The sequence below is a fragment of the Pseudoalteromonas luteoviolacea DSM 6061 genome, assembly GCF_001625655.1.
Classification (GTDB): Bacteria; Pseudomonadota; Gammaproteobacteria; order Enterobacterales; family Alteromonadaceae; genus Pseudoalteromonas; species Pseudoalteromonas luteoviolacea.
The window spans coordinates 154515-181018 of record NZ_AUYB01000103.1 but is presented as its reverse complement, the minus strand read 5'-3'; the positions used below and the strand labels follow the sequence as shown (position 1 = coordinate 181018).

24 protein-coding genes are annotated in these 26504 nt (G+C 42.9%); 19 read left to right on the top strand and 5 right to left on the bottom strand.

The genetic code is table 11. The features are described 5' to 3' along the window. Window positions 1–132: 132 nt before the first annotated feature. The 15 genes from N475_RS12655 (at window position 133) to N475_RS12600 (ending at window position 13979) form a co-directional block, all read left to right on the top strand. Window positions 133–1101: a polysaccharide deacetylase family protein gene (locus N475_RS12655; protein ID WP_081216128.1), complete on the top strand. Its 969-nt coding sequence runs from the start codon at window positions 133–135 to the stop codon at window positions 1099–1101. Beyond that, window positions 1101–2549, top strand: a complete 1449-nt coding sequence (locus N475_RS12650) for a glycosyltransferase family 4 protein (RefSeq protein WP_063365381.1) — start codon at window positions 1101–1103, stop codon at window positions 2547–2549. The genes N475_RS12655 and N475_RS12650 overlap by 1 nt, the downstream gene beginning before the upstream one ends. 10 nt (window positions 2550–2559) lie before the next feature. Then, window positions 2560–3384, top strand: coding sequence for a glycosyltransferase family 2 protein (locus N475_RS12645; RefSeq protein WP_063359659.1), 825 nt, complete (start codon window positions 2560–2562; stop codon window positions 3382–3384). Between the two features lie 35 nt (window positions 3385–3419). Then, a complete protein-coding gene (locus tag N475_RS25495) occupies window positions 3420–3584 on the top strand; it encodes a hypothetical protein (RefSeq protein ID WP_155731019.1) in 165 nt (54 codons plus the stop codon). A 24-nt stretch (window positions 3585–3608) separates the two neighbouring features. After that, complete coding sequence (locus tag N475_RS25490; RefSeq protein ID WP_155731018.1) at window positions 3609–3773, top strand: hypothetical protein; 165 nt, start codon at window positions 3609–3611, stop codon at window positions 3771–3773. Window positions 3774–3792: 19 nt separating this feature from the next. Next, window positions 3793–3951: a hypothetical protein gene (locus N475_RS25485; protein ID WP_155731017.1), complete on the top strand. Its 159-nt coding sequence runs from the start codon at window positions 3793–3795 to the stop codon at window positions 3949–3951. Window positions 3952–4017: 66 nt separating this feature from the next. Then, complete coding sequence (locus N475_RS12640) at window positions 4018–5637, top strand: hypothetical protein (protein WP_063359658.1); 1620 nt, start codon at window positions 4018–4020, stop codon at window positions 5635–5637. A 13-nt stretch (window positions 5638–5650) separates the two neighbouring features. After that, complete coding sequence (locus N475_RS12635; protein WP_063359657.1) at window positions 5651–6970, top strand: UDP-N-acetylglucosamine 2-epimerase; 1320 nt, start codon at window positions 5651–5653, stop codon at window positions 6968–6970. A gap of 2 nt (window positions 6971–6972) precedes the next feature. Then, window positions 6973–8055 (top strand): GHMP family kinase ATP-binding protein, encoded by a 1083-nt coding sequence (locus tag N475_RS12630; RefSeq protein ID WP_063359656.1) that lies wholly within the window; start codon window positions 6973–6975, stop codon window positions 8053–8055. Further along, window positions 8046–8744: a sugar phosphate nucleotidyltransferase gene (locus tag N475_RS12625; RefSeq protein WP_063359655.1), complete on the top strand. Its 699-nt coding sequence runs from the start codon at window positions 8046–8048 to the stop codon at window positions 8742–8744. The genes N475_RS12630 and N475_RS12625 overlap by 10 nt, the downstream gene beginning before the upstream one ends. Window positions 8745–8811: 67 nt before the next feature. Next, window positions 8812–9267, top strand: a complete 456-nt coding sequence (locus N475_RS12620) for a hypothetical protein (protein WP_155731016.1) — start codon at window positions 8812–8814, stop codon at window positions 9265–9267. 118 nt (window positions 9268–9385) lie between these two features. Beyond that, entirely contained in the window at window positions 9386–10447 is a 1062-nt protein-coding gene (locus tag N475_RS12615) for a bifunctional nicotinamide-nucleotide adenylyltransferase/Nudix hydroxylase (RefSeq protein WP_063365380.1), read from the top strand. Between the two features lie 60 nt (window positions 10448–10507). Next, window positions 10508–11881 carry a nicotinate phosphoribosyltransferase gene (locus tag N475_RS12610; RefSeq protein ID WP_063365379.1) on the top strand — a complete coding sequence of 458 codons (1374 nt, stop codon included), beginning with the start codon at window positions 10508–10510 and terminating at the stop codon, window positions 11879–11881. A gap of 164 nt (window positions 11882–12045) precedes the next feature. Then, a complete protein-coding gene (locus N475_RS12605; RefSeq protein ID WP_063365378.1) occupies window positions 12046–13452 on the top strand; it encodes a DNA-3-methyladenine glycosylase 2 family protein in 1407 nt (468 codons plus the stop codon). Continuing rightward, the gene (locus N475_RS12600) at window positions 13449–13979 is read left to right on the top strand and encodes a methylated-DNA--[protein]-cysteine S-methyltransferase (protein WP_063359651.1); all 531 of its coding nucleotides are present in this window, start codon (window positions 13449–13451) and stop codon (window positions 13977–13979) included. The genes N475_RS12605 and N475_RS12600 overlap by 4 nt, the downstream gene beginning before the upstream one ends. Before the next feature lie 5 nt (window positions 13980–13984). Here the strand turns inward: N475_RS12600 and N475_RS12595 are convergent, their stop codons facing one another. After that, a complete protein-coding gene (locus N475_RS12595; RefSeq protein WP_063359650.1) occupies window positions 13985–14455 on the bottom strand; it encodes a hypothetical protein in 471 nt (156 codons plus the stop codon). A 197-nt stretch (window positions 14456–14652) separates the two neighbouring features. Here N475_RS12595 and N475_RS12590 point away from each other — a divergent pair, with 197 nt between their 5' ends. The 3 genes from N475_RS12590 (at window position 14653) to N475_RS12580 (ending at window position 17793) form a co-directional block, all read left to right on the top strand. Next, window positions 14653–15690, top strand: coding sequence for a GGDEF domain-containing protein (locus N475_RS12590; RefSeq protein ID WP_063359649.1), 1038 nt, complete (start codon window positions 14653–14655; stop codon window positions 15688–15690). Between the two features lie 219 nt (window positions 15691–15909). Further along, entirely contained in the window at window positions 15910–17037 is a 1128-nt protein-coding gene (locus N475_RS12585; protein WP_081216132.1) for a GGDEF domain-containing protein, read from the top strand. A gap of 93 nt (window positions 17038–17130) precedes the next feature. Beyond that, window positions 17131–17793 (top strand): hypothetical protein, encoded by a 663-nt coding sequence (locus N475_RS12580; protein WP_063359647.1) that lies wholly within the window; start codon window positions 17131–17133, stop codon window positions 17791–17793. Window positions 17794–18127: 334 nt separating this feature from the next. Here the strand turns inward: N475_RS12580 and N475_RS12575 are convergent, their stop codons facing one another. The 3 genes from N475_RS12575 to imuA are packed head-to-tail and all read right to left on the bottom strand — an operon-like array spanning window position 18128 to window position 23316. Continuing rightward, window positions 18128–21196, bottom strand: coding sequence for an error-prone DNA polymerase (locus N475_RS12575; protein ID WP_063365377.1), 3069 nt, complete (start codon window positions 21194–21196; stop codon window positions 18128–18130). Next, window positions 21196–22611 (bottom strand): Y-family DNA polymerase, encoded by a 1416-nt coding sequence (locus N475_RS12570; RefSeq protein WP_063359645.1) that lies wholly within the window; start codon window positions 22609–22611, stop codon window positions 21196–21198. Before N475_RS12570 ends, N475_RS12575 begins: the two co-directional genes overlap by 1 nt. Before the next feature lie 3 nt (window positions 22612–22614). Next, a complete protein-coding gene (imuA, locus tag N475_RS12565; protein WP_063365376.1) occupies window positions 22615–23316 on the bottom strand; it encodes a translesion DNA synthesis-associated protein ImuA in 702 nt (233 codons plus the stop codon). A gap of 147 nt (window positions 23317–23463) precedes the next feature. Between imuA and N475_RS12560 the strand changes: the two genes are divergently transcribed. After that, window positions 23464–24156 carry an SOS response-associated peptidase family protein gene (locus N475_RS12560; protein ID WP_063359643.1) on the top strand — a complete coding sequence of 231 codons (693 nt, stop codon included), beginning with the start codon at window positions 23464–23466 and terminating at the stop codon, window positions 24154–24156. Between the two features lie 10 nt (window positions 24157–24166). Here N475_RS12560 and N475_RS12555 read toward each other — a convergent pair whose 3' ends face one another. Further along, complete coding sequence (locus tag N475_RS12555) at window positions 24167–26473, bottom strand: methyl-accepting chemotaxis protein (RefSeq protein WP_063359642.1); 2307 nt, start codon at window positions 26471–26473, stop codon at window positions 24167–24169. Window positions 26474–26504: the final 31 nt, after the last annotated feature.

The following is a 26504-nucleotide window of genomic DNA, read 5'->3' as shown; positions in this document are numbered from 1 at the left end:
TAAACTTTATACTAGGTACAGTTGCCTTGATTGATTTGCAGCATTAAAAAAACGGCTCTCCAAAACACACATTGATAAAAAATTTGTAACATGTTTATATTTCATTAACTCAAAGGAAAATGAAATGTACTCATGTCTATTATGAAGCTGATTAAAGTGTCTGTGGCAATTTATGCCTGCACTACAATGACTCACTTAAACGCAAGTGAATACCATCAAAAGAAAATCTCAATAACATTTGATGATATTCCCATACATGGTGAATTTACACTGTCAGCTGAAAGCCTCAAAAAAATCAATCTGAAGTTACTCGCAACTCTAAAAAAACATGATATCAAAGCAACTGGCTTTGTTAACGAAGGCCATTTAAAAGATAACCCCAAATTATTGAAGTCATTATTAACTGAATGGCAAACCCAAGGGCATTCTCTGGGCAACCATACCTTTTCACACCTTTCATATCACAAGACCGACTTAAACACCTATTTGAAAGATATAAAAAAAGGTTCGACCACAACACAAGCTGTACTTGGCAATCAAAAACAAAAGTTCTTTCGTCCTCCTTATTTGCACGCAGGTGAAACCAACAAAACCCAACATGCCCTCTTTCAAGGGTTACACCAACTGGGTCTCTCTTTGGTGCCAGTGACGATGGAAAATGCGGATTACGTGTTTGACGCTCCCTACACTGTAAAACTAAAAGAAAAACAAGTATCCATGGCTGGTGAATACAAAAAGCAGTACCTCACATTTACAGAAGCTCGGTTTGACTTCTACGAAAATGCCAGTTCGAAGATGTTTGATACACCTATTCCACATGTCTTAATGCTGCACGTAAATCAATTAAATGCCGACAGTTTGGACGCGATTCTTACCTCCTTGAAGTCCCGCGGCTACCTCTTTCAAAGTTTAGATAAAACTTTGCAGCACCCGGTATATTCTCAACCCACTCAGGCTTTTAAGTTTGGCATTCACTGGCTATTTCGGTGGGATAAATCCAAAAGTAACAAAGTAAACTGGGCAACTGAACCTGAGCCATCTAGTAACGCATTTGTTGACCACCAGCAAGCTATAACAACTCTAAACAAAGGAAAGCTGTAATGTCCCAATCTATAAACAATTTAAAAATTGGCGTATCAGGGATGGGCGAACAATTTTGGGTCAGCGTTGGAAAAACCAAACACTTCTATCTGTCGGCACTTATTCAGTCCGGTGCAACCCTTATAAACTTAGATCAAGAGCAGCATGTACCCGACGATTCGCTGGATTTACTGCTTAACTTTTCAGGCAGTCGGCTATGGCAAGATGAATTTCAATCAGGTCCACCTCGTATCATGGCCCTACATGGCGGCGCTACCTTAGATACGCCCTTTTTACAAAAGTATTTACCTAAGCTGAGAACGTGCGATGGCATCATAGTGAACTGTCAGTCAGACATTGACGTGATTCATGTGCTTTGTCCTGATTTAAAACCACAAATTATTTTTCTTCCCCTGCCTGTATCAGAATATTTTTGGCAGGCACCTGACAAACAAAGCGCTAAAGCGCAACTCGATATTCCTCCTACTACCTGGGTACTCGGCCATGTAGCGAGGCTTTTGCCACAGAAAAATTTACATCGTTTCTTAGAATATGTTAGAGACCTGAAAACCGCTTTCCCAAGGCAGCCAATTCAAGCATTTGTGATTGGCAATTACTGGGTGGACTACCCTGTTCTTCCCTATATGACTGAACAATACCCAGACTATATTCAAAGCCTCATTACACACTACAACCTTGAAGACAATGTTACATTCTGTGCCGCTAATCTAACCGATCAAATGCTAGCTACCACTATTGCTGCCATGGATGTATTGATCCATCCAACCAACTCTTTGGATGAAAATTTCGGCTACATAGCAATAGAGGCTATGGCGGCAGGCACCCCCGTCCTCGGGTGTAATTATGGGGGATTAAAAGATACCGTAGTGGATAATGAAACGGGCAAGTTGATGTCTACTTGGGTGACGCATGGTGGTATACGCTTTAATTATCAATCTGGCTTTAAATGGTTGACTGAGGTGCTCAATAATCACGAAAAACACACCCAGCTAATAGAAAATTGCAAAACACATGCCTCACAGAATTATCGTTATGGGCACTTCGTCAATCGTTTAGAGTCTGGCCTACTAGACTGTTTGACAGCTTACAAAAGTGCCAATGTAACCCAAATTGGGCAGTGTCAGTCAATTACCAACGATACACTTTGCTTACTCCCCTCTGTTAACCTAGGTTTCGAAAACTACAGCGGCGTAGCGCAATTTTATGTCTCCCATAAACTAGCTTACCAGCAGCCTTTGACCGCAAAAGTTATTGCTATTGAGCATATTCATCAAAACCATTGGACCGTCGTGAACGACCCATGTTGGCCAGCTGAGAAAAAGCTCACTGACGCACAAAAACACATTTTAAGTGAACTCAAATCACCTGTCGAAATAGCGCGTTTTGACCCTCAAGCGCAAGATATTATTTGGCAACTTTTGGCCGACGGCTTTGTCGTCTTTGCCTAGAGAGTAAGTCATGATAAGTATCATTATTCCATGGAAAGACCGACCAGAAATAAGCCAAACGCTCGCAGCTAATTTACCAGCGTTTGAAACAATACCGGAGGTTGAGCTCCTCATTGTAAATATGGGGGGTGACCAAAAGCGTTTGTTAGCGTTACTAGATGCTGTGCCGTATCAGCACCTTACAGTTAAAGTGATCAATATATTCACCGCGTTTTTTAATAAGTCTTTTGCCTTGAATTGGGGAATACACAGTGCAACGCACGACACCATATTCATTTTAGATGCTGATGTTATCTTAAATCGCTCAACACTGAGCGAGCTCTATCATCATGTTTCTGACACGAGCTTTGCCAATCTAGAATCAGTCACTGAATCAAAGCCACAGAAAAGTAGCCAATTTCATTTAAGATGCCAAACCCGCACGGTACTGACTTTACCCATTGGTTCAAACCAGCATACCGAGATATTGGTCAATCAATCTTCACTCACTAATGATTTACGCACAGCACCAGGTTTACTCATGGTCAAAAAGCCTCACCTGCTAGCGATTGAAGGTTTCGATTCAAAAATGACCTACTGGGGATGGGAAGATCTCGATTTGATTGTACGCCTAAAAGCTATGCTTGATTTACAACAAACACTTGCCGGGCAAGCAACCCATCTAACCCACGATGATAGTGCTCGAAATTTGGGGAGTTTAAACCGTGCCCAAAGCGACCATCAGAACTTTACTTATTGCCTAGACAAATATGCCGCAAGCCAGTTTCTAGGCAGCTTACGTAAGGATACTGGTAATCAATTTGAACAGTATGTCTCTGTTCATCAACCGAGCTAGTAACACTAGCAAATTATAAGTTAAGGAAAAAAACAATGAAAAACATAGAAGAAATGAAGCCTTTATCACTTGAGGAAATGGAATCAATTGTAGGTGGTGGCGCCAATAAATTCGAAAAGGATGACTTGTCTAACGAGCCAATTTTGATTCGTGGCTGTTGTAATCAAGGCTGCTGTGACGAACCACCTCAAATTTTCTAATGACAGCTCTGACAAGGATTCAACGTGAAAAATAACGACCAAATGAAGCCTTTAACCCTTGAGGAAATTAATACAATTGCTGGCGGCGACACGACCAGAGTGAATAAGCAGGACCTTGCTAAAGAACCTGTTTTGATACGTGGTTGTTGCACCCAAGGCTGTTGTAGTGAACCTCCTCAACCATTCTAACCTTAATAAGGAAAATACCATGAAAGACAATCAAGAAATGAAGCCTCTAACGCTGGAAGATCTAGATGCCATCACAGGTGGCGTAACATCTAAAGTGAATCAAGAAGAGTTGGCCAATGAGCCAGTATTGATCCGCGGTTGTTGTACTCAAGGCTGCTGTGATCAAGAGTTTAAGTAATTAGTACTACCCTATGGAGGTGCGATGCACCTCCTTCTAAGAACAATAATATCGGGGCTAAATATCATGTCACAGATCACACCTTGGTCACCAATTCAGCTAAAAGAAGAATGCTGGAAAATTATTAATCAAACCAAAAATAGTATTGAGCTATCTCAGGGAATTGACACAGCGCTTGCCAATCAAGTGATTAATATCTCTGACTGTCTTATTGCAGAAAACCTAGACAGCATTGTTGAGCGGGACGGTCTACCACACCTCTGCCACGTGATTAATGGCTGGGGAAATCTCACCTACCAAGGTAACCCCTTAACAGATTTAATCTCAGGTTTTGTACACTTTAAAAAAAACAAACAACCATACATTTATCAATGTGATCCTGAAGGTGACTTTCACCCATGGCAAACTTTTGCGTACTCTGCTATGGCAGGCGTACCTGCTACCGTTGATATTGCCCAAACGGGCATCACATTCGCAGATTTACTCAACGGTTCTACACAAATTATGACCAACAAAGGCGTTGAGTTGGGCCATATGCTGTTTGCACTTGCCAACTATTACCCTCATATCAATGCTCGTAGCTTTACTTTTTACGACCCAAACGGTACCCCGCAAGAATTTGATATAGAGCAACTCATGGTCCAAGCGGTGCATGCCCATTATGTGGGAGACTATACGGTGTGTCGTAAGTTTCACCTCACTGAGGGGGTTCTGGCTATGGTTGCGAAGGTGCCAGGGTTAGAAAAGTTCAAACCATATGCGCAACTGTTTTTAACCAGCCAACTTGAAATCTTGCATGTACTTTTGAGTGTATTGAGGCTAACTGTAAAATTGGTAGACAATCCAGAAGATACAGAGAGTAAGCAACAGCTCGACCAATTACGCAATGACATGGTGATGTCTGATCTCATTGAAAATCAAGTCTATTATGCAGGGCATGTAATCGAAGTAATGGGCTTTGCAATGTTAGATGGCTTCGAAGTAGATGAAAAAGACTTTAATTGCGCCATCGAAATCGTAAATACCTTAAATAAAATTCTCAAGAACTCACTGCACCAAGTTGATTTCCAAGAAGCATTTTTAGGCCTTGGGCATTACCGTCGCGCCCAGACACTACTCAGTGAACTTATTAACTCGGAAAAACCTGACTTAACAGCATACATTGCCACTCTCGATAATTTGCAAACTCATACTACGTATATCGATAGCACGTGGGATGTCGTTGCTAATGGGATCTTTTCTGTGCACAAAGTACAAAAAGAGCGGCCTGAGAAATTTTTGGATATCGTTGAAAAATACAATACTCAAGCCAGTGAAAACTGGCAAACTCGGGGCTCGTTTATGCATTTCAGACGCATCGCACCAAGTCATTGGCCAAGAGCATGCCACTATGAATTTCTCACATTGCCAAGCGCTATTGGCGTAGAAATTCACTTAGAACGTGACGAGTTAGCGTTTATTAAACCCTATTTGAAACAAACTATTCCCCTACTGCGCACAGAAATACAAAATTACCAAGCGCTGGACTGGGACGAAGAATGGAATAAAGGTCGAGGCCGTTTGTTTATTAGTTTTTCTGAACAAACCAGCACGGACATCATCGTAGCTGCAATGCAGAAACTTATTGAACTCACACAGCAAAATATTGAAACATTGCTAACAAAACACTGTATGACAGCAGCATAAAATTGGAGTACTCATGGCAATCAGTATACAAGATGACAAAGTGAAAGCTGTTTTTGACGATGCCTATCGCAATAGCAGGCCTGTTTTTATGATAGTCATTGCAACCAAGCCCTGTTACGTAAAACTGGCTTCTTTGGTACGTGCATGTGAAGCCCAAGATATCAGCACGCTGGTCATTGAAAGCGGTCAGCACTATGACGCGGTCTTAACTGAAGCAGGCGCTTTATTCAATATCGCTGACAAGATTGCCATCAACTTAAATATCACTGGAAGTATACTCAATAAGGCCGCAAATATGGCCTGTGCCGTAGAGCAACTGGCTCATTACTTTACTGAATTAGCGCCAGATACGTGCGTTGTTCCCGTGGTTTCTGGCGATACTCTCACATCCAATTTGTTACCTCAATATTGGTATTTGGCAACTGGGACAAGAGCTGTACATGTAGAGGCTGGGCTGCGAAGTATGGGCCCTAAAAATTGGCACGATCTACAAGGAGGCAAGCTTTTATTACAACGTCAATGTGATTGGGTCTGGCATCGTGATATGCCCTTCCCAGAAGGAATTGATACCGTATTAACTTCATGTGTATCAGACTTATTACTCGCACCTATAGAGCGCAATCGGCAAACCTTACTAAGAGAGGGGTACCAAAAAGAAAGCATCGATATTGTTGGCTCACTCAGCGCTGACGCAGTTATGCTGCAAAGCAAGCAGCAACCACAAGAAACCATTTATGATTGCTACCCAGAGTTAGCACAAGGCAAATGGATACGTGTCGATATTCATCGTCGTGAGAACCTAACAAAACCGATTTTAATCGCACTCATGAAAGCCTTAACACAACTTGCATTGGAGCAATATAATATCGTCTTCGTCAAATACAACGCTTTCATCCGCGCAGTAGAGACACATCAATTGGACTCTCTCGTAGAAACAGCCAAACAAGCGGGAGTCGTTTTTCATGACCTATGGCCAAGCTACCAGCATGTTTTGGAGTTTGTAACTGGTGAGCACTGTCGCTTTGTTTACAGTGACAGTGGCGGCTTACAAGAGGAGTTACATACACTTAATGTACCCATGTTAACTTGCCGTGCAAACACAGATAGACCAGAGACTGTTCTAGAGAGCCAGTCTAATCTGCTTGTGCCGCCATTGGACGACGCATTTATCTACTCGGGTCTGAAGCTTGCCATTGACGAACCGCAAAAAGTATGGCCAACTAGCGCCCCTCATAAGCTCTATGGCGAAAATGTAGGACAAAACATTGCCGCTAGTCTATCTCGTTATCAAAGCAAGGTTAAACGCCACATTGACATTCTCGAAGGTTATTAAACATGACTGAAAATGACATGATACAGTGTCGTGCACCATTACGAATTGGTCTTGCTGGCGGTGGTACAGATATCCCACCATACGTAGACTTGTACGGCAGTGAAGTAATCAACTGTACAATTAATTTATACGTGTACGGACAAATAGTCACGGGTGGAAATGAACTAACGATACATTGTTGTGACTCTGAGGAGAGATTTAATGCCAAAGATTTAAGTCAACTCTCATTGCAAGGGCCACTCGCGATTCAGCAAGCGGTGTATCTTTATTTTGTTGAAAATCACCACCAAGGTAGATTTATTCCATGTTCAATAGATACTTGGAGTGAAATGGGGTTTGGCAGCGGCCTCGGAGCCTCATCAGCGCTCACAGTTGCACTGATAAAAGGGTTTTGTGAATTGCTAAATGTACCCACTAACCCTCAGATGTTAGCACGTGTAGCATATGACATTGAACGCACAAAATTAAAACTAAAAGGTGGACTACAAGATCAGTACGCTGCCGCATTTGGTGGGCTCAATCATTTTTCATTTTTGAGTCAACATGACAATAAGGTTACGCCACTCTCGTTGAGTCAATCAACCCGCCAGACTTTGGAGTCTCAGATTGTCTTGATTAACAGCCAAGTACTAAGGAGCCCAGGGGAAGCCATTGAGGCGCAGTCTTTACAAATCAAACAATGCAATGCGCTTAGACTAAATTATTTACACAATATCCGGACGTCAGTTATTCCAATGGCACAAGCACTACTAGATGCGGATATCGAACAATTTTGGTCGTTGTTTAATATTGCCAGTGAGCAAAAGCATCAGCTTGGCGAAGCGGTGCTGCCTAGCAAAGTTGCACATTTATTTGAGTTTGTAATTAAGCAAGGTGCTTTAGCAGGAAAAGTATGTGGTGCAGGAGGTGGTGGTTTTATGCTATTTGCTCTCCCAAATAAGACAGCCAATCAGATAAAAGCAAACATCATACGTACGTTCAACACAAATATTGTGCAGATAGAATTCGTTGATCACGGTGCGCAGGCTATCAGAGTTCAAAGCAATGCCGACTCCAAAACGCAGGAGTCGTGCATATGGATGTGATCGTGTTAGTCGGTGGTAAAGGCACCCGACTTAGTTCGATTGTGAATAACCTGCCTAAGCCCTTAGCTCCAATTGGAAATCGCCCGTTTTTTGATCTTGTTTTACATAGGCTGCGCAGTGCATTTGGCCAACACTTACATTTAATTTTAGCAACAGGGCATCTACATGAGCACTTTGAGCAATATGCAAACGCCAATCAACCTCTTGCTAATATCTCTTTGAGCCGAGAAAGAGAACCCCTTGGTACCGGTGGTGCAATACGCAATGCCATGCAATTAAGTACTCAGAAACATGTTTTAGTATTAAACGGGGACTGCTATTTTGATATTGATTACTGCGCTTTTACTCAGCAGGTTACAAATAAAGGAGCTATCAGCCTTGCTGCCGCCTACGTGCCTGATATTAGCCGCTTTGGTGCGCTGACCATAGACCCAGACTCAGGCCTTATTACTGAATTTCTTGAAAAGGGTAAACAAGGAGCGGGCTATATTAATGCGGGTGTATACCTGATAAATAAAGCTGAGTTTTTGGCTAGTACCGCTACTACCCCATTCTCTTTCGAGCAATACTTATCAGAATTTGCTGCCAGCAAATCGCTGTATAGTCAGTGTTATCGCGCCGAGTTTATAGATATCGGCACACCTGAAGATTACCAAAAAGCGCAGTTAATGCTCAAACACCTTATCTAAAAATTTCACCTTTCACATTATTTGCGCATTGTGTGTACACACTATAAGCAATGAAAAATAGCTATGTGTGATGATCATGATAGGTGCAGTGTCTTACAATCAAAATGGGTCTTTTGGCCGTCCAGATAATCAGTTGAGTGCAGAGCAATCCGATACAATCAAAGCCACACTTGAACAATTCGATCCGCAAAACCTGAGCGAAGAAGATGCCAAATCAATCGTTGAGACCTTTAAAGAAGCTGGTATAAAGCCGGGTAAAGCATTGGCAGAACACATGTCTGAACTTGGCTTCGATGCTAAAGCCGTAGGCGAATTAGCGGGAGTAAAACCTCCTCCAAAACCCTCCTTAAAAGATGGTTCTCCAGCAATTGACTTACAGCAGGTCGTTGATTTTTTGTCAAAATCTCTCGAAGAGCACGATACTAGCAACCTCAGCGACGAGCAAAAACAAGCTTTATTCAGTGATTTAAAACGCGAATTTGGCTTAGAAGAAGAAAGTCATCTAATAAAAATAACTGTTTGAAAAGCGGGTCATGATATGTCAAAGTAATGGATGTCGAATGGGAACCATTTGATATCCAAATACGCTGGCGGGATAGACCTGCTTCGCGTTCAATAAAAACAGCAAGGGGTTTGCTGATATGACAATGTCGCACGATCAAAAATACGACTTTCTCGTATTTATTGGCCGTTTTCAGCCTTTTCACCAAGGCCATCTAGCCGTGGTTAAAGAGGGTTTAAAGCGCGCTCAAAACTTAATTATTTTGTGTGGTTCTGCACATCAACCAAGAACTGTTAGAAATCCTTGGACCAGCGCCGAGCGAGAGCTAATGATACGCGGTGCACTTACTCAAGATGAAAATTCCCGTGTGCATATAGCACCGCTTATGGACACCGTATACAACGACGATGCTTGGGTGCGTAATGTACAAACAACCGTCAAGGGAATCGTTACAGCACACCACCGTGTGCCACACAAACCTGCAACCATAGGCTTGATTGGGCACAGTAAAGACCAGTCTTCATATTATTTGAATATGTTTCCTCAATGGGGGTCTGTGCCTGTCGACAACTTTGAGCAAATTTCAGCAACGCCGCTTCGACAAGAGATTTTCTCAACTGAAGGGTTAGCATTTTTAGACCGCGACATTCATCAGCAATTGCCTGTATTTGTTAAAGATATGCTGACCCAATTCATTAAAACCGATGATTACCAAGCCATTCAAAGTGAACATAATTTCATCGAAAAGTATCGCCAAGCATGGCAAAATGCACCATATCCTCCCACTTTCGTAACTGTTGATGCAGTCGTAGTGCAAAGTGGTCATGTACTCTTAATAGAGCGTAAAGCAAGACCCGGTAAAGGTCTCTGGGCACTGCCTGGCGGATTTGTCAACGGCAGTGAAAAGCTTATAGATGCATGTTTACGAGAACTAAGAGAAGAGACCAGACTCAAGGTACCGGTTCCTGTTTTGAAAGGTTCAATTAAACAACAGCAAGTGTTTGATGATCCACACCGCTCAGCTCGGGGCAGAACCATTACACATGCTTTTTATTTTGATTTAGAACCTAATAAAGCGCTACCTAGGGTAAAAGGGTCTGACGATGCAAAACATGCCATGTGGGTCCCATTGGCAGAATTAGAACCCAGTAAGTTATTTGAAGATCATTATTTTATAATTCAAGAATTAACGGGTATGTAATGTACCGAAAGATGCAATGGGATAGACCCGTTGCACCAATACGATAGGAGGAACTCCATCATGAACAATATTATTTTAAACGCTGATAGCTACAAAGCATCCCATTTTAAGCAATACCCAGAAGGTACGAGTCAGGTATCCAGCTATATTGAGCCACGTGGTGGGCATTATCAAAAAGCGGTTTTTTTTGGTTTGCAAATGTTCATTAAAACCTACCTTACCAAGCCTTTAACCCACAATGATGTAGATGAAGCCAAAGAGATTTTAGAACTGCACAGCGTTCCATTTCATGAAGCAGGTTGGCGACACATCGTTGATAAACACGATGGGTTACTGCCAATTAAAATTCAAGCTTTACCCGAAGGGTCCGTAGTGCCAATTAGTAATGCATTGGTACAAGTAATTAATACCGATCCGAAGTGTGCTTGGTTAACCAGCTATGTAGAAACCGCCCTGCTGCGCGCGATTTGGTATCCAACTACGGTTGCTACTGTATCTTATCACTGCAAACAAGTGATTCGAAAATATATGCAAGAGACCGCAGAATCATTAGAGGGCTTAGAGTTTAAACTCCATGACTTTGGTGCAAGAGGCGCAACCACAGAAGAAGCGGCATCGATTGGCGGCGCTGCACATTTGCTCAACTTTATGGGTACCGATACGCTCAGCGCAATTGTCGCAGCTAGACGCCACTATGGTGCAAACATGCCCGGCTTTTCTATTCCAGCAGCCGAGCACAGTACCATTACAGCTTGGGGCAAAGATGGAGAAAAGCAAGCATATGAAAATATGCTCAAGCAGTTTTCAGGACCCGGTAAATTGGTCGCAGTAGTCAGTGATTCGTATGATTTGTGGCATGCAATTGATACGCTTTGGGGAGAGGAGCTCAAAAAACAGGTTGAAAATAGCGGTGGCACCTTAGTTGTGCGCCCCGATAGTGGTGAACCTGTGAAAGTTGTGACAACCACCATAGAAAAATTAATGGTTAAGTTCGGCTACCGCATCAACAGCAAAGGATATCGAGTATTGCCCGATTGCGTCAGAGTTATCCAAGGTGATGGTATTGATGAAGTGTCTATTGGTGAAATATTGAAAGCTATGCAGAGCAAACAACTTAGCGCTGAAAACATCACTTTCGGTATGGGGGGCGCGTTATTGCAAAAGCTTGATAGAGACACGATGCAATTTGCTATGAAAGCAAGTGCGGTAAAAGTGAAAGGTCTGTGGCGTGATGTTTTTAAAGATCCAATTACCGACCATGGAAAGCGCAGCAAGAAAGGTCGCCTCGCTGTGGTAGTGGATAGATATAAAGGCATTAAAACAGTACGAGAAAGCGATTTAGGTAGCCGAGAAAACTTACTCCAAACGGTGTTTAAAAATGGCCACTTACTAATTGAACAGAGCTTTGATGAAATCAAGGCAAACCTTTCTTAACTCACTCTAGCTTTGACCAATGAAGTGCCTGCACAGCCTTCATTGGTCACTTGCCATAAACACCCATTTCCTAAATACTATTTCAACGGCCAGTTCCGGATCTGGCTAGTAGGTCGTTTATAGTTCGATATAATTAGCCTATTCTTGTTGTAAGGTTGACAGAGATGCTAGATAACCAAGTTTGTCAAAAAGCGCGCCTATCAAGGGATGCGAGATTCGATGGAAAGTTTTTTATAGCGGTTAAAACCACAGGCATTTATTGCCGTACAGTATGTCCTGCGCATCCTCCTAAAGAAGAAAATGTGGAATACTTTTCCAGTGCATTTCTTGCTGCTCAATCAGGATATCGTCCTTGCTTGCGATGTCGGCCTGACAGTGCTCCAGACTCTCCCGCATGGAAAGGGGCAGGTGCAACATTAGATAGAGCAATCAAATTGATTGATCAGGGCGCGTTACAGCAAAGCTCGTTGCCTGAATTATCAAAAAGGCTGGGAGTTAGCGATCGCTATTTGCGCAAGTTATTTAATCAGCATTTGGGGGTTTCACCAAAGGCTTACGCCCTTTACCAACAATGTTTATTTGCCAAAAAATTATTGCATCAAACAAACTTACCAATTACCGAAGTGGCACTTGCAAGCGGGTTTGACAGTATTAGGCGTTTCAACGATTGCTTCAAAGAACAGCTAAAACTTACTCCTACGCAAATGCGTAAGCAAAAAAAATCAACTAACTCTAAAGTGGTACTGCAACTGTTCTATCGTCCACCTTTTAATTGGCAGCAGATGCAATTATTTTTGTCTGCGAGGCTGATAGAAGGGCTGGAGTGGATTACACCTGACAGCTATGGACGGCACTTTTCATGGCAAGGGAGCGTAGGTCAATTTACAGCGACACATATTGAGGGTAAGAATTGCTTTGAAGTAGAAGTGCAATTAGATGAACTCAAAACACTCAAACCGGTGATTAATAATATTCGCAGGGTCTTAGATTTAGATGCTGATTTAGTGCAGATAGAGCAGGACTTAGTCACAGCGCTGCCAAAGGCGTTTAAATTAACACTAGGACTTCGCCTACCGGGCATTTGGAGCCTATTTGAAGCAGGGATAAGAGCCATTTTAGGCCAGCAAGTATCCGTGCAAGCAGCTAAAAACTTAGTCCACCAGCTAGTGCATGCACTAGGTGACTTAGCTCCTAATGGACGGTACTTTCCAAGCCCACACTCCGTGGCCAACAATGATTTAACCTTTTTAAAAATGCCAGATTCTCGCAGGCAAACGTTGATCCGGTTTGCGCAGTATTTCTGTGATACCTATGAGCCAGAAGTACCTGATAATTGGCTACAACTTAAAGGTATTGGCCCTTGGACCGTGGCCTATGCAAAAATGCGCGGTCAGAGCAACCCTGACATATTTTTGGGTTCTGACTTAGGCATAATAAAAGCACTCAAAGCACAAGCGGCTGCAGCCGAAACTTCGCTAGAAATATCGCCAAAAGACCAACGAACACTTTCACCTGATTTAGCGTCTCCGTGGCGCAGTTACCTTACTTTTCAGCTATGGAGTCAACTATGAACCTATACACAGATTACTTTCAAAGCCCACTCGGTTTAATTGAGGTAAAGGCCTCAGAGGTTGGCATACGGCAGCTGATTTTTTGCGGTGAACAAGTTTCTCAAACACGCTCTTGCCCTCTGCTCAAAGAGTGCAACAATCAACTCAATGCGTATTTTTCAAGTAACCTTACGCAATTCGATTTGGACTTAGACTGGCAAGGTACACCTTTTCAGCAACAAGTATGGCGGGCGCTCACTGATATTCCATTTGGCAAAAGTATGACTTACCTCGAACTCGCTGAGCAGCTTAATAATCCCAAGGCAGTGCGCGCCGTTGGTGGTGCCAATGGCCGAAACCCAATTACTTTGATTGTCCCTTGCCACCGCGTGATTGGCGCCAATGGTAAAATGACTGGCTATGCGGGAGGGGTTTTCAGAAAACAGTGGCTACTTGCGCATGAGGGCATTGTGAACTCCAAACCAAGTACCCAAGAATTGGAAGGGCTAATTAAGACGCGTCAAGCTAAAACTGAGTTTTTGCAGTGATGTTATTAACGTCGCTGGCAGCCCACTTCGACTCCCTCTAGATCTTGTTTGGAAGCGAGTAAAATAAATGACTGTGGATTGTCTGTAAGTCTATCTTTCAGCAGTCCCTGCACTTGTGCCATTTCTCTTTTTGTCTTGCCAATGGCAATTTCAACAACAAACCATGGCTGCAAACCCGCATTTGGACCGAGCTTTTTTACCACACGTACCAAAGGTGTTAAACACTTTGTCGCAACTAAGGTATTGCGGCCTTGGCTCGATGAAAATACCTGTTTTATGGTCTTTGCCCACTTATACGCCAATGCCTCATCTCTAACGCCCGACATTTTAAGTATATAAGTCCGATCAAGTGACTCGGGTTGTTCAACTGCACGTGATTCTGGTAGTGTTGTCCACGTAAAAGCAGCAGATTTTGAGTAAATACTAAAAAAAAGTACCAAAGCGCCTATCCATATTGCTTGTTCTTTATACTTCACGAATTGCTCCTCAAGTCTTTCTTATCAAACTAATTAAATCATCTTCCAATGAGACACAAGGCTGATTTTAGCGCTTCCCATTTAACCAAGGAACATCTTATTATCAAATAATTAACACAAAAAACCTTTAACATAGGAATAAATTATATATATTTATACAATGAAAGAGATATAGTTTATGAATTGGATAGTATTACGTGTCTTTTTATGATGGCCCAAATGACCCTATAAGGTTAAGTACGTATTTTGGCAAAAAAGGAAAAGTTTTCCCAGCTGTCACTCTGATCATACTTGCAGTGTTTTCTCCCCTTGCTATCAAAAACTTTATTATTGGTGAATACCCGCTAGCCACCGCAATTAGTTTGTTTGTCTTAACATTTAGTGCCGACTCTTATGCTTTACTCAGAGGTAGAAAACTGCCAATAAATGAGCATATCGTGGCCTCTTTAGCTGTTCTTGCGGTCACTTTGTCCCTCTTTACCCTAGGTGATGGTACGATTTTTTGGGTTTTCCCTGTCAGCATTATTATGAGTTTTTTATTTCCAATAAGAACTGCGATTGTGTTCAACCTACCACTCCTTTTGAGTGCAACCATTTATGTTTTACTCAACTACCAAGTTGCCGATGCAATGCGATTATTTTTTGCTTTACTGATGACCATTACCGTCGTAAACCTTCTTCTTAGGCACATAGACTCGTTACATGAATTACTAAAGGAAGAATCTAGTAAAGATGCATTAACTGGTGCCCTTAACCGTCGCCAGTTAAACTTATTTTTGAAAGATGCATTGGCAAACAAACTACATTATCACAATGACTCAACGCTCATCATGATTGACGTAGACCACTTCAAACAAATTAACGACTTATACGGTCATGCCAAAGGAGATGAAGTTTTGATACGTTTAGCCTCGGGGATAAATACGCAAATACGTGAAAGCGATTTACTTTTCAGAGTAGGCGGGGAAGAGTTTGTAATACTTCTGCCAAATACAACAGTAGAAACGGCTGAAAAGGTCGCAGAAAAGTTAAGAGCCTCCATCAGAACATCATCACTCATTGAAGACCACCCTGTAACCGTCAGTCTAGGTATCTGCGCAACTGATAATAACCTTACACAAACCAAGTGGATGAGCTGCGCAGACAAAGCACTGTATGCAGCAAAACAAAGAGGCAGAGATCGGGCCTGCTGGTACGACCTTAACCGTGATAGAATTGAGGATGTGGCGGCCTAACTCTCTTTCACTCCTTCAACCTACAACGGCCAGTGACGCACACATGACAAATTAAAATGCCGTGATAGTGACAGACTTCTGAAACTATTGTAGCAATTTTAATGTGGCCAAATTACAATGTTAAAAACATGCTAACCTATCCATTTTTGGAGATAATTGTTGTATAAATTTGAAGGGGTTAAAACTACACTCGGCTGCACTTTTGGTTTGGTCATATGTATGTTTAGTGCCCTGCACTTTCAACAAGATTGGCAACATTATGCTGCAACAATCAGTCAGCTGACTCTTCCAATTTTACTCTTTTGTGCTGGTTTCTCTGCCCAGTTTAATCGCAGCCGACTCGCTCTGATTTGTTTATTATGGACATTACTTTTTATCTCTCAGTCTTATGCTTTACCTTGGTCAATATGGGTTAAAAATAGTACATCTTGGCTACTACTTTGCGGAGCAATTACGCTATTTCTAATGTCTTTGATGCAAGACAGGGCCTTGTTTTCTAGACACCTTCTTACGCGCCTAGCGATGTTAGGTTTCATTGGGTTAAGCACACATTTTTGGCTCAGCTCGCAGGAAACTATCAATTCATGGCTAACCAACAACAAACACACCAACCTCTTAGCGCCTTACGTAACGTATCATGTGCCATTATTCTTGATTGGGTCTCTACTCTTTTGGCGCAGCCTCACACACAAGTGCCTGACACGCGCCACACTGTTTAGTAGCTTCTTATTGTGGCTTGCCCTTCAGTTAAATTGGTTAGCTCTGCCGCTAGATGTCGTGATCGTTATCGTCGCATTCGTATATTTACTTACCGTGTCTATTGATAGCTATTTTTTAGCATATAGGGATGACTTAACAGGATTACCAACTAGACGTGCACTTAATCAACTCTCACTCTCTCTTGGGCGTAAATACACCGTGGCCATGTTGGATATAGACCATTTTAAAAAGTTTAACGACACCTATGGGCATGATATTGGAGACCAAGTTTTAAAGCTGGTTGCTTCCAAATTGGTAAAAGTGAAAAGTGGCGGCAAAGTTTTTCGCTATGGTGGGGAAGAGTTTACAGTGGTATTTCCAAGTAAGACTTCAGATGTCGCGCTAGATGCGCTAGAACAGCTACGCGAAGACATTGCCAACTACGATATGGTTATCAGGCAACAAAACCGCCAATCTAAAAAGTCTCGGCAGAGCAAACCACCTTCTGATAGAAAAGTCGTCAACGTCACAGTCTCTATCGGTATCGCTTCTCGTCAAGCCAAGCAAAAGTTTGAAGAGGTAGTAAAAAATGCCGACGTTGCACTCTATCGCGCCAAGAAAAAGGGCCGTAACAACGTCAGTGATTAATCCAATAACACCATCAATTTTCAGAGCAATAGATAGCAGAGTGTGTGTCTATTGCTATACTCAGGCCATGCTCAGCCCAGCAAAGGACATTTTATGAAACACACATATTTACTGTTTTTATTACTTACCTTTAGCTTTTTTTCACTCGCTGAAGAAAAAAAAGAACTTCCACCGCTCAATCCAGCCTATCAAGGCGAACATGGCATGGTACTGATGAATCGTGGTTCAAAAATTTACGCGACAAACTTTCCTTCGTATAAGTTGCCCGGAGATATCCAGGTCGTTTATAAAATAGATAACCCAGATGTGGCATTTTTAAACCTAGTTCGTGACTCTGAGCTCATAACCATTAAGCCAAAACCCTTTAACTTACAACGCTTAGAGCGTGGTGAAGAAATTACTGTCGTGGCAGATGTTTATGAAGGGCACTACAAGAAGGATGGTTTTAAGGTATACACTGAACGCAGCATAGTATTTAGCGATAAGCTTTATTCTCGCAAAATGAAAGACCTTAAACCATCAGGGCAATGGCAGGAGTATGACAGTATTGAGCTCAATAAAACTGAGCGTATTTATATTCATCAGATAACGCAAACACCTAGCTTCAACCATTTGATTTTTGTCGATTTAACTAGCGCATGTATGCAGAGGTTTAAAACGTCTAAACGCGTGCCTAAAGTATCAGAATTAATTTATAAGTTTGTCAATTGCGGTACCTTAAAACAGCTCTATTTTGATACTGACGCCTACCAATAATAGCTACAATGAGCAAAGGTGCTAAGGATTAATCATCAGTAGCATCTTTGCTGTCTTTTAACAGTTTTTGAGGCAAAGTAATAATATACAGACCCCCTTCATTGGGGACGTTTTGACAGTTTATTTCCCCACCTAATTTTTGCTATCAGTCAAAAGCATGCAGCCATTGCAAAAAAGAATACTGTGAGCTGAGCAACTAAAAAACCATGCATTTGGTATACTCAATTGAAAGATGGATCGCATTGATACTACAGTTACTCTCACCCAGTATAGATAACGTACAATATATGGAGAAGATTCTGACTTCGGAGTCATATCATCATGATTATATGTGCTAATGAAAGTTACGAGACTTATTATTAAACCCTTGTAGTAGCTCACTTTCGTCAATCAAGCGTCCAGCGATGACGTGGATCACCTCCCCCTCTTTTTCTACAATGCCTTTTACACGCAATAATTTGGCGCCCAAATACGCTTGTTTTTGTGCTCTTGCAGTGCCAGCCCATACCACTACATTAATATTGCCCGTATCATCTTCTAAGGTAAAAAATGTGACACCCGCAGCGGTTCCTGGCGCTTGTCGTCCAGTGACGACCCCAACCACAGTTACCAAGCTCTTATGTGTTTTACTTGCAAGTTCATTCATTCTAGTAAACGGTTCTAATAAACCCGCTTCATCTAATAGGGTGATCGGGTGTTTATTTAAGGTCACACCTGTTGCTGTATAATCTTCTATGAGATCAGCAAACACATCTGGTGACTGAGTATGTTGAGTCTGTACCAGTTGCTCTCCCTTAAATAATGGCAGCTTTGCTTCACTGTCCATAATTTGCCAACGGGCTGAGTACCTATCAGCGCTGAAACTTTGTAATGCATTCGCAGAAGCAAGCCGTTCCAATGTACTTTTATCAATCCCATTATCGCTTAAACATTGCACGCGCTGATAGCCTTGGCTAGGCCGCTGCGACACTATCTGGGCAGCCATGTTTTGATTGAGCCCTTTGATGAGACGAAAGCCAAGTCGAATGGCCCATTTATTCTGATAACGACAAACAAAATGTTCATATTCAGAATGATTAACACATATGGGTAACACAACTACTTGATGCCGCTTCACATCCTGTAGCAACTGCGAAGCACTATAAAACCCCATTGGTAAGCTATTTAGCAATGCAGTAAAAAACATGGCTGGATAGTAGTACTTTAACCATGACGAAGCATAAGCCAGTACAGCAAAAGAGGCTGAATGACTTTCTGGAAATCCATATTCTCCAAAACCGCAGATCTGCTCAAAAATACGCTCTGCAAATACGCTGTCATATCCACGCTCTGTCATTCCTTTCAGCAGCTTATCCTTAAACTGCATTAACTCGCCGGTTTTCTTCCAAGAGGCCATTGCTCTGCGTAGTTGATCCGCCTCACCGCCAGAAAATCCAGCCGCAACCATCGCCAGCTTAATCACTTGCTCTTGAAAAATGGGCACACCCAATGTGCGTTCTAACACCGCCTTTACAGCATCAGAAGGATATTCAATCGCCTCTTCGCCATTACGGCGCTTTAAAAATGGGTGTACCATATCTCCTTGGATTGGACCAGGACGCACAATCGCAATCTGGACCACTAAGTCGTAGTAACAAGCTGGTTTTAATCGCGGTAACATACTCATTTGCGCGCGCGACTCAATTTGGAACACTCCCACTGTATCTGCTTTTTGAATCATCTTGTAAACATCTGGGTCGTCTTGCATTTTGGTTAAATCAGCAATGCTCAACTGCCTATCAGTATGTTGCTTGACTAAATCAAACGCTTTACGAATCGCCGTTAACATACCCAGTGCAAGCACATCCACTTTTAGTAATTTAAGACTTTCTAAGTCGTCTTTATCCCATTGGATCACGGTACGCTCAGCCATTGCGGCATTCTCTACTGGCACTAAATCATGTAATGGACCTGCCGAGATAACAAACCCACCTACGTGCTGGGAAAGATGACGGGGAAACCCCATTATCTCATTAACCAGCTCAATAAACTGCTGCCCTTTCATGGAGTCAGGCTCTAGGCCTAACTCAATAATTTGCGCCTGCCAATTCAAGCTCCGATCACGCCGATTCACATTTTTAATAAAATATTCAAGTTGAGACTGGGCAATTCCCAATGCTTTACCTATGTCCCGCACAGCACTTTTGAAGCGATAAGTGATGACCGTTGCCGCAAGTGCAGCACGCTTGCGACCATACTTTTGATAAATATACTGAATGACTTCTTCGCGTCTTTGGTGCTCAAAGTCTACGTCAATATCAGGGGGCTCATTACGTTCTTTACTAATAAAGCGCTCAAATAAAACTGCCACCTGTCGAGGGTCTACCGCAGTAATCTCTAAGCAATAACAAACCACAGAGTTGGCAGCAGATCCCCGACCTTGATACAAAATGCCACGACTTTTGGCAAACATGACGATGTCATAAATTGTCAAAAAAAAGTAAGGGTAATCAAGCTCTTCAATTAGGTTTAGCTCTTTTTCAATGGTTTCTTCGATATCTTTTGGTATCCCATCTAGAAATCGTAGGCGCTTACCTTGCTCAACCAAAGTGCGTAAATGCTGCATGGCAGTTTGCCCTGCTGGTACCAATTCACTTGGGTATTGATAGCGCAGTTTATCTAGGTCAAATGAGCATCGTTTAGCTATTCGCTGTGACTCCTCCAGCCAGCTCGGTTGAAAAAGCTTTTCTAATTTAACTTTAGAGCGCATAGCGCGCTCACTGTTTGCCAACAAGTGCGACTTAACCTGATCCACTGCTTGATTATGGCTAATCGCAGTCAACGTATGCTGCAAACGCAATCGAGTTGGCGTGTGCATGAGCACGCCTCCTACAGCACAAATTGGTAGGTGCCACTGTTTTGAGAGTACTTCACAGCGAGCAACATAACGTTTATCTTGATTATCTAGCCGTCGCTGTATACCAACCCATGTGCGCGCATAATGATAACGTGATAACCACTCTCCCCAATTGTCATCTGCTTTGTTACCCGTCGGCAGCCAAATTATGAAGCAATGACGTAATGACATTAGGTCCCACTTCTCAAGTGTATAACTTCCCTTGCTACTACGCCGCCGGGCATTGCTGATCACTCGGCATAACTCACTGTAAGCCGCTTTATCTGGGCAGATCAAAACCACTTCAAGATCTTCAAAGCGTAATAAACTGCCAATAATCAGCTTAATACCCAACTGTTCATTTTTGATAAGGGAGTGAGCTCGTACCACCCCAGCTAAAGAACACTCGTCTGTGATAGCTAAGGCTGAATAACCAAAAAACTGCGCTTGCCTAACCAACTCTTCAGGCCGAGAAGCGCCTTGCAAAAAAGAAAAGTTACTCTGGCAAAATAACTCTGCGTACTGCATTAACTGAACACCCCATGTAAATACCAACGCTGCTGCCTATCTCTAAACACCCACAACCAGCGCTTAGATTCATCTTGAGCAATGAAATAGTCTCGCTCTATTTCATGGCCATCCCACCAGCCAGTACAAATGCGCTCCGGCCCCTGTATCAAGGTCACAGGTTGTTGAAGTGGTAAAATCTGGGGAAGTAATAAGTTTGGCCGTAACATGGGCTCTAGTTTTAGTTGTGAAGCGCTATTCGTTTTAGAGGTCAAAGGGGCACACAGAGATGTCGCCAGTTCAGGGCGAGCATCCGAACGAGGCTCAATACCTTGCACCGCTTGCACACCCAGTTTTGCCTGAAGCACTGCCAACAGACCTGCTGCGGTCATTGTGCCGCAGCGCTCGCTAAATAGATCGGAACTTATTTCGTCGGGCTCGCAGAACTCAGTCACCGACAAGGCGATACTCTGTAACGGCGCAGCAAGTTGAGTTCTTTCAAGTACCAACAGGCATAGGCCCTGCCATTTATCAGCACGATATTCTCCTTCAGCACTGCCAATCTCTAGATGCAAAGCCTCACAATCGCGCTGCAATAAAGTAAACTTAATTGACTTAGTCAGCTTATTACGCAATTTTAAAAACTGCTCAAGTTGGATCAGAAGTTTCAGCAGAGGCTTGGCAAGCCAATCTAAATTTTCCAATTCATATAGCAATGTTAATTGTCGTTCAAAAACTTCTGGGGGCTGATAAAACGTCACTGGGTGATGTAATTTCCCTCTTAACCGCCCGACATAGTGCACTAGCTCAGTATCAAAACGCTTGCCTAATTCAAGCATAGGGATCGCAAACAATGCCCGTACCGATTTAACACCAACGCGCATTAACCCCTGAAGCTGTTTATTCGGTAATGCCAAAGCACTGATAGGTAATCGTCCAAGATGATAGTCCAAACGCTTAGTGTCTTCACAAACAATATCGAGCTTTGCTTCTGCCAATAACTGTGCGGCCAAAGGAGAATAACCGAGGCTAAAATGAAAGTGCACATTTTGCGCGTGTAACCGCGCTTGCAAAGTTTGCCAATACTCTGTGACATCACGATACATCGCCAACATACCAGATACTTTCAGTAACAAGCCACAGGAGCCTGATAGGTGGATCTCCGCAGTATTCAAATACAACCACTGCGCAAGCTCAACCAAACGCTGCTTTGTTTGAGCTTCATCATATTCATGTACACATAAAGACGAGCAGGTTGCCGCTGCAGCACCTAGCCCCATTCCTGCTCGAATACCTGCTTTGTGAGCTTCAGCATTCAGTTGCACAACTGAATGTCCTCGACCTGTTACGATAATCGTGGGTTGCTGCTCAACATCATGGTGATACAGGCTATCTAACTGAAGTTGAGGAAAGTGTAAGTAAAGCCACAGTGCCATAACTCACCTATTTACTTGCTGCAAAGCTTGCTCTATCGTGACAACTTGCGCGCTGCGTGGGACCTTCTCCCGAGCCGTCAGCTCAGGCCAATTTGTCGACATATCTAAAACAAAGTCAGGTTTAGCCCACCCTCCTTGACGCTTGATAACCTGAACCCTTAGGCCCAGCTCATGTGGTGCCAACTTCAAACTTAAACATACGGGAAGAGAGGCTGATTGCTTAATGCCACTGCGCAATATACAGATCAGCCCTTGCCCTGTTTGCGCAGCCAGCTGTAAACGTTTAACTTGGTGCACTTCTAAATCACCATGCCATAGTAAAACACTGCCACATGCACCACTTTTTAAGCATTGTTCGGCAGCCCATAGGGCCTCTTGTGGTGAATTTGGCGTTATTACTAAAAACTGGCCAGTATCGACCCCTTGATGAAAAAGCGCATGGGCATTGAGCAATGCAGGTGGGTGGATCACTGCGCACATACGTGTCTGCTTACGTAGGTATGGTAAAAGCAGCCTGAGTTCACCAATACCAACTTGGCTTTGAATATCCACAACGCCTTGCTTTGGTAAACCTCCATGCAACTGCTTATCAAGATCACCAAACCCCGTGCTAACAGTTTCATATACCTGACGAGAAGCAGGGGCATTTTCAGTCCCCTGCCAAACTAGGTTTTGATGCTGTAAAAAATCAATTAAATTGGCCATAACACACACTTTACTGTATACACATACAGTATTATAGATCGAAATCAAAAGTGCAAGCACGATCTACTCGTGATATTCCAAAGTAGCTGTAGCCAGCTACAATAAAGCGATAAACGCTCAATACTTAGATAAATTTAGGGGTGTGAAATGTGTGGTAGACTCAATATTACTGACGATCCTTTCGTGATCCAGGTTTTGCTCGACTTAGGCATTGAAAACCCCCGAGAGCAAGTGCTCTTTGGTCGATTTAAGCGAGCTGCTGACACGATTAGCATCGTCCACCAGCAAAATGGCCAGCGCTTTATGAGTAGTGCGATGTGGTGGCTGTTACTGACACAAACACAATCTGGATTTAAGCCCTCAAAGTACACATCATTTAACAGTCGATACGATAAACTCCATGTACAAAGCAGCGCTGCATACCACCCCTTTAGATATCACCGCTGCATTATTGTTGTGAAAGGCTTTGGAGAAACCCAGTACCAAAATGGTAAGCCCTTGCATTATCATGACTTCATAGCAGAAAATAGTGCGCTTTGTTTAGCTGGTTTGTATAAATATTGGCAACATCCGATAACTGGCAAGCACGTGCTTTCTTGCTCGGTTATCACATTACCACCTCACCCCAAACTTCGCCCTTACCATGACAAGGCGAGCCCGATGATGCTTCCGCAAAACCCTGCATTACTGGACAAGTGGTTGGATGATAGCTTTCACGATGTAACAGGGTTTAACCATTTGTTGGTACCCCACCTTTACCAACCCCTTATCGTGCAAAAAATTGACAAGCCTAGTTGCTATAAGCCTGTCGCACCATCACAGACCTTAATGCATGATTGACGAACTCAGATCACACACGATAGTGCGTTAAAATGCCATCTAGCTCCACAGCCAATTGCTCTAATTGCGCAGCCCGCTCATCAATTTCTCGGCCGCAAGATAGGTTGTTACTGGCCTCCTCACTTATCGCAGAGATAGATTGGCTAATTTGTAAAACGGCATCAGACTGCTGTTTAGATGCTGCGGCCACTTGTGTGTTCATTGCTGCTATTTGCGCAATCGCTTCAGTCACATCGCCCAATGAGGCCTTTGCTTGCTCTGATGTATCTGCATTACTTACACTTTGAGATTGGCTCTGTTTCACCCGCCCCTGTGCCTTTTCTACACCGGATTGCAAACGTTTAATCATATCTTCTATTTCGCCTGTTGCCTGCTGAGTGCGTATTGCCAAACCACGTACTTCATCGGCAACAACAGCAAAACCACGCCCTGCTTCTCCGGCTCTTGCAGCTTCAATGGCCGCATTCAACGCCAATAAATTTGTTTGCTCAGCAACAGACTGAATGACATCTAACACACTGCCGATTTTGGCACTTTGATTAGACAAAATTTCCATCATCTCACCAACCGAATCCATTTCTGTAGCCAATTGTTGAGAGATCATTGCACACTGTGCAACCAAGTCATTGGTATTATCGGTCAAACTATTCACTTGTTGAGTTTGCTCAGATGTTTTTAACGCGCTATTTGCTACTTCCTGCACAGCTTGTTGCATCTGCGCACCTGCGGTAGCGGATTGTTCACAGTCCAAAGATTGCTGGTTAACAGCATTAATCAATGCCCCCATTCGCTTAGAAAGTACAATCGACATCTCTTTCAGAGTATGTGCACTCCCAAGCATATCGCCAAAGTTCCCTTGTAAACGCCCAACCAGCCTATTCACCGACTCACTTAACTCCCGAATTTCGGCATCTCCTTTAGCGGGTGCGCGCAAGCGAAAATCGTTATTATCTGCGATATCCCTGATTGCATTACTGGCTGCCAAAATTGGCTGAGTGATCCTCGTCGCTATAAATATACCTATCAGGGTAGCCACAACCCCTGCTATCAAAACAAATACCAGTGCAGATTGCACAATTGACAGCTTTAGTGCTGATATCATCGCAAAGGCTTCTGCATAATCCACTTCGCTGATAATTGCCCAATTCAAGCCTTCTATATTCAAAGGGGCGTAGGCTGATGCAACGGCTATAGAACGGTAATCATCAAATATGGCAACCCCAGATTTTCCATTAAGTGCTGCACGAGTTCCGGGCGAGTCCACTTCTAAAATGCCCACCGTCGTATCTTGTTGCTCTATTTGAGAAATGGTTTGTGTAGACACATTATGTGCTCTTAGCACCGCCAAAAACTGTGCTTTATCTTCTACAAAAAAGCGGCTGTTAGTGAGTAATTGACGTGACTGGTTTACGATATAAATCTCACCGGATTCTCCCAGCCCCTGTGCTTTCCACTGACCAGAAAAGGTTAGCATTTTATTTATTTCATCGATGGGAAGCTGAAAGACCAACACACCCAATAGCTTGCCTTCATCTACAATGGCAGAGCTAATAAAGCCTGCAGCAGCATTGTATGACGGTAAGTAAGGTGCAAAATCGATAAAGTTCCCTTGGCGTGACGATTGCTGACTCGCTACTTGATAAGCACGAGCCAAGCCTGAATCTCGAAATGGCCCTTGAGTTAAAGAAGTTGCAAAATCCACCTCCTTAAATACCGAGTACACGACTTTTCCCTCAGGACTGACAATAAATATGTCATAAAAACCAAACTGCGATTGGAAATCACGTAACGCCTTATGATATCTACCATGCACTTCGTCATACAGCGTATTATTCTGTGCCATTAACAGCTGATCTTTGCTTCCAAGCGGATTTGGGTTGTCAGCGATATACTTTGCTTGAAGCGACTTAGCTCGATCTGATAATTGATTGAAAAGGCGCGTCGCTTCTTCTCTTTGCTGCGGGCTTTTTTCAGTTAAAACGGGTTGAAATTGAGCTTGATAGTACCGCTCTAATGCCTGAAGCTCACTTTCGCTGGCTGGCAAAACCTCACTAAATGCAACATTGAAAGACTCCGCAGCATCTATCACCATGGTTGAATGCGCCAATGTGGTCGCTTGTGCTTGCATCGTTTCAAAATAACGCTCTACTTGGTTTTGCATCGCATTTCTTCTAGATACAAGGTTATTTTTAACCTCTTTGGAAACTGCGGCTTCGCCCTCTTGATAAGCTATTAAGCCTATGGCAAAGCACGCAATCAATAACGGAACAACTGCAAGCAATATTGAGACTATGCTTAAACGTGTTTTTAATTGCACTTCAACTCCTAACTACCTGTTTCACCTTTCA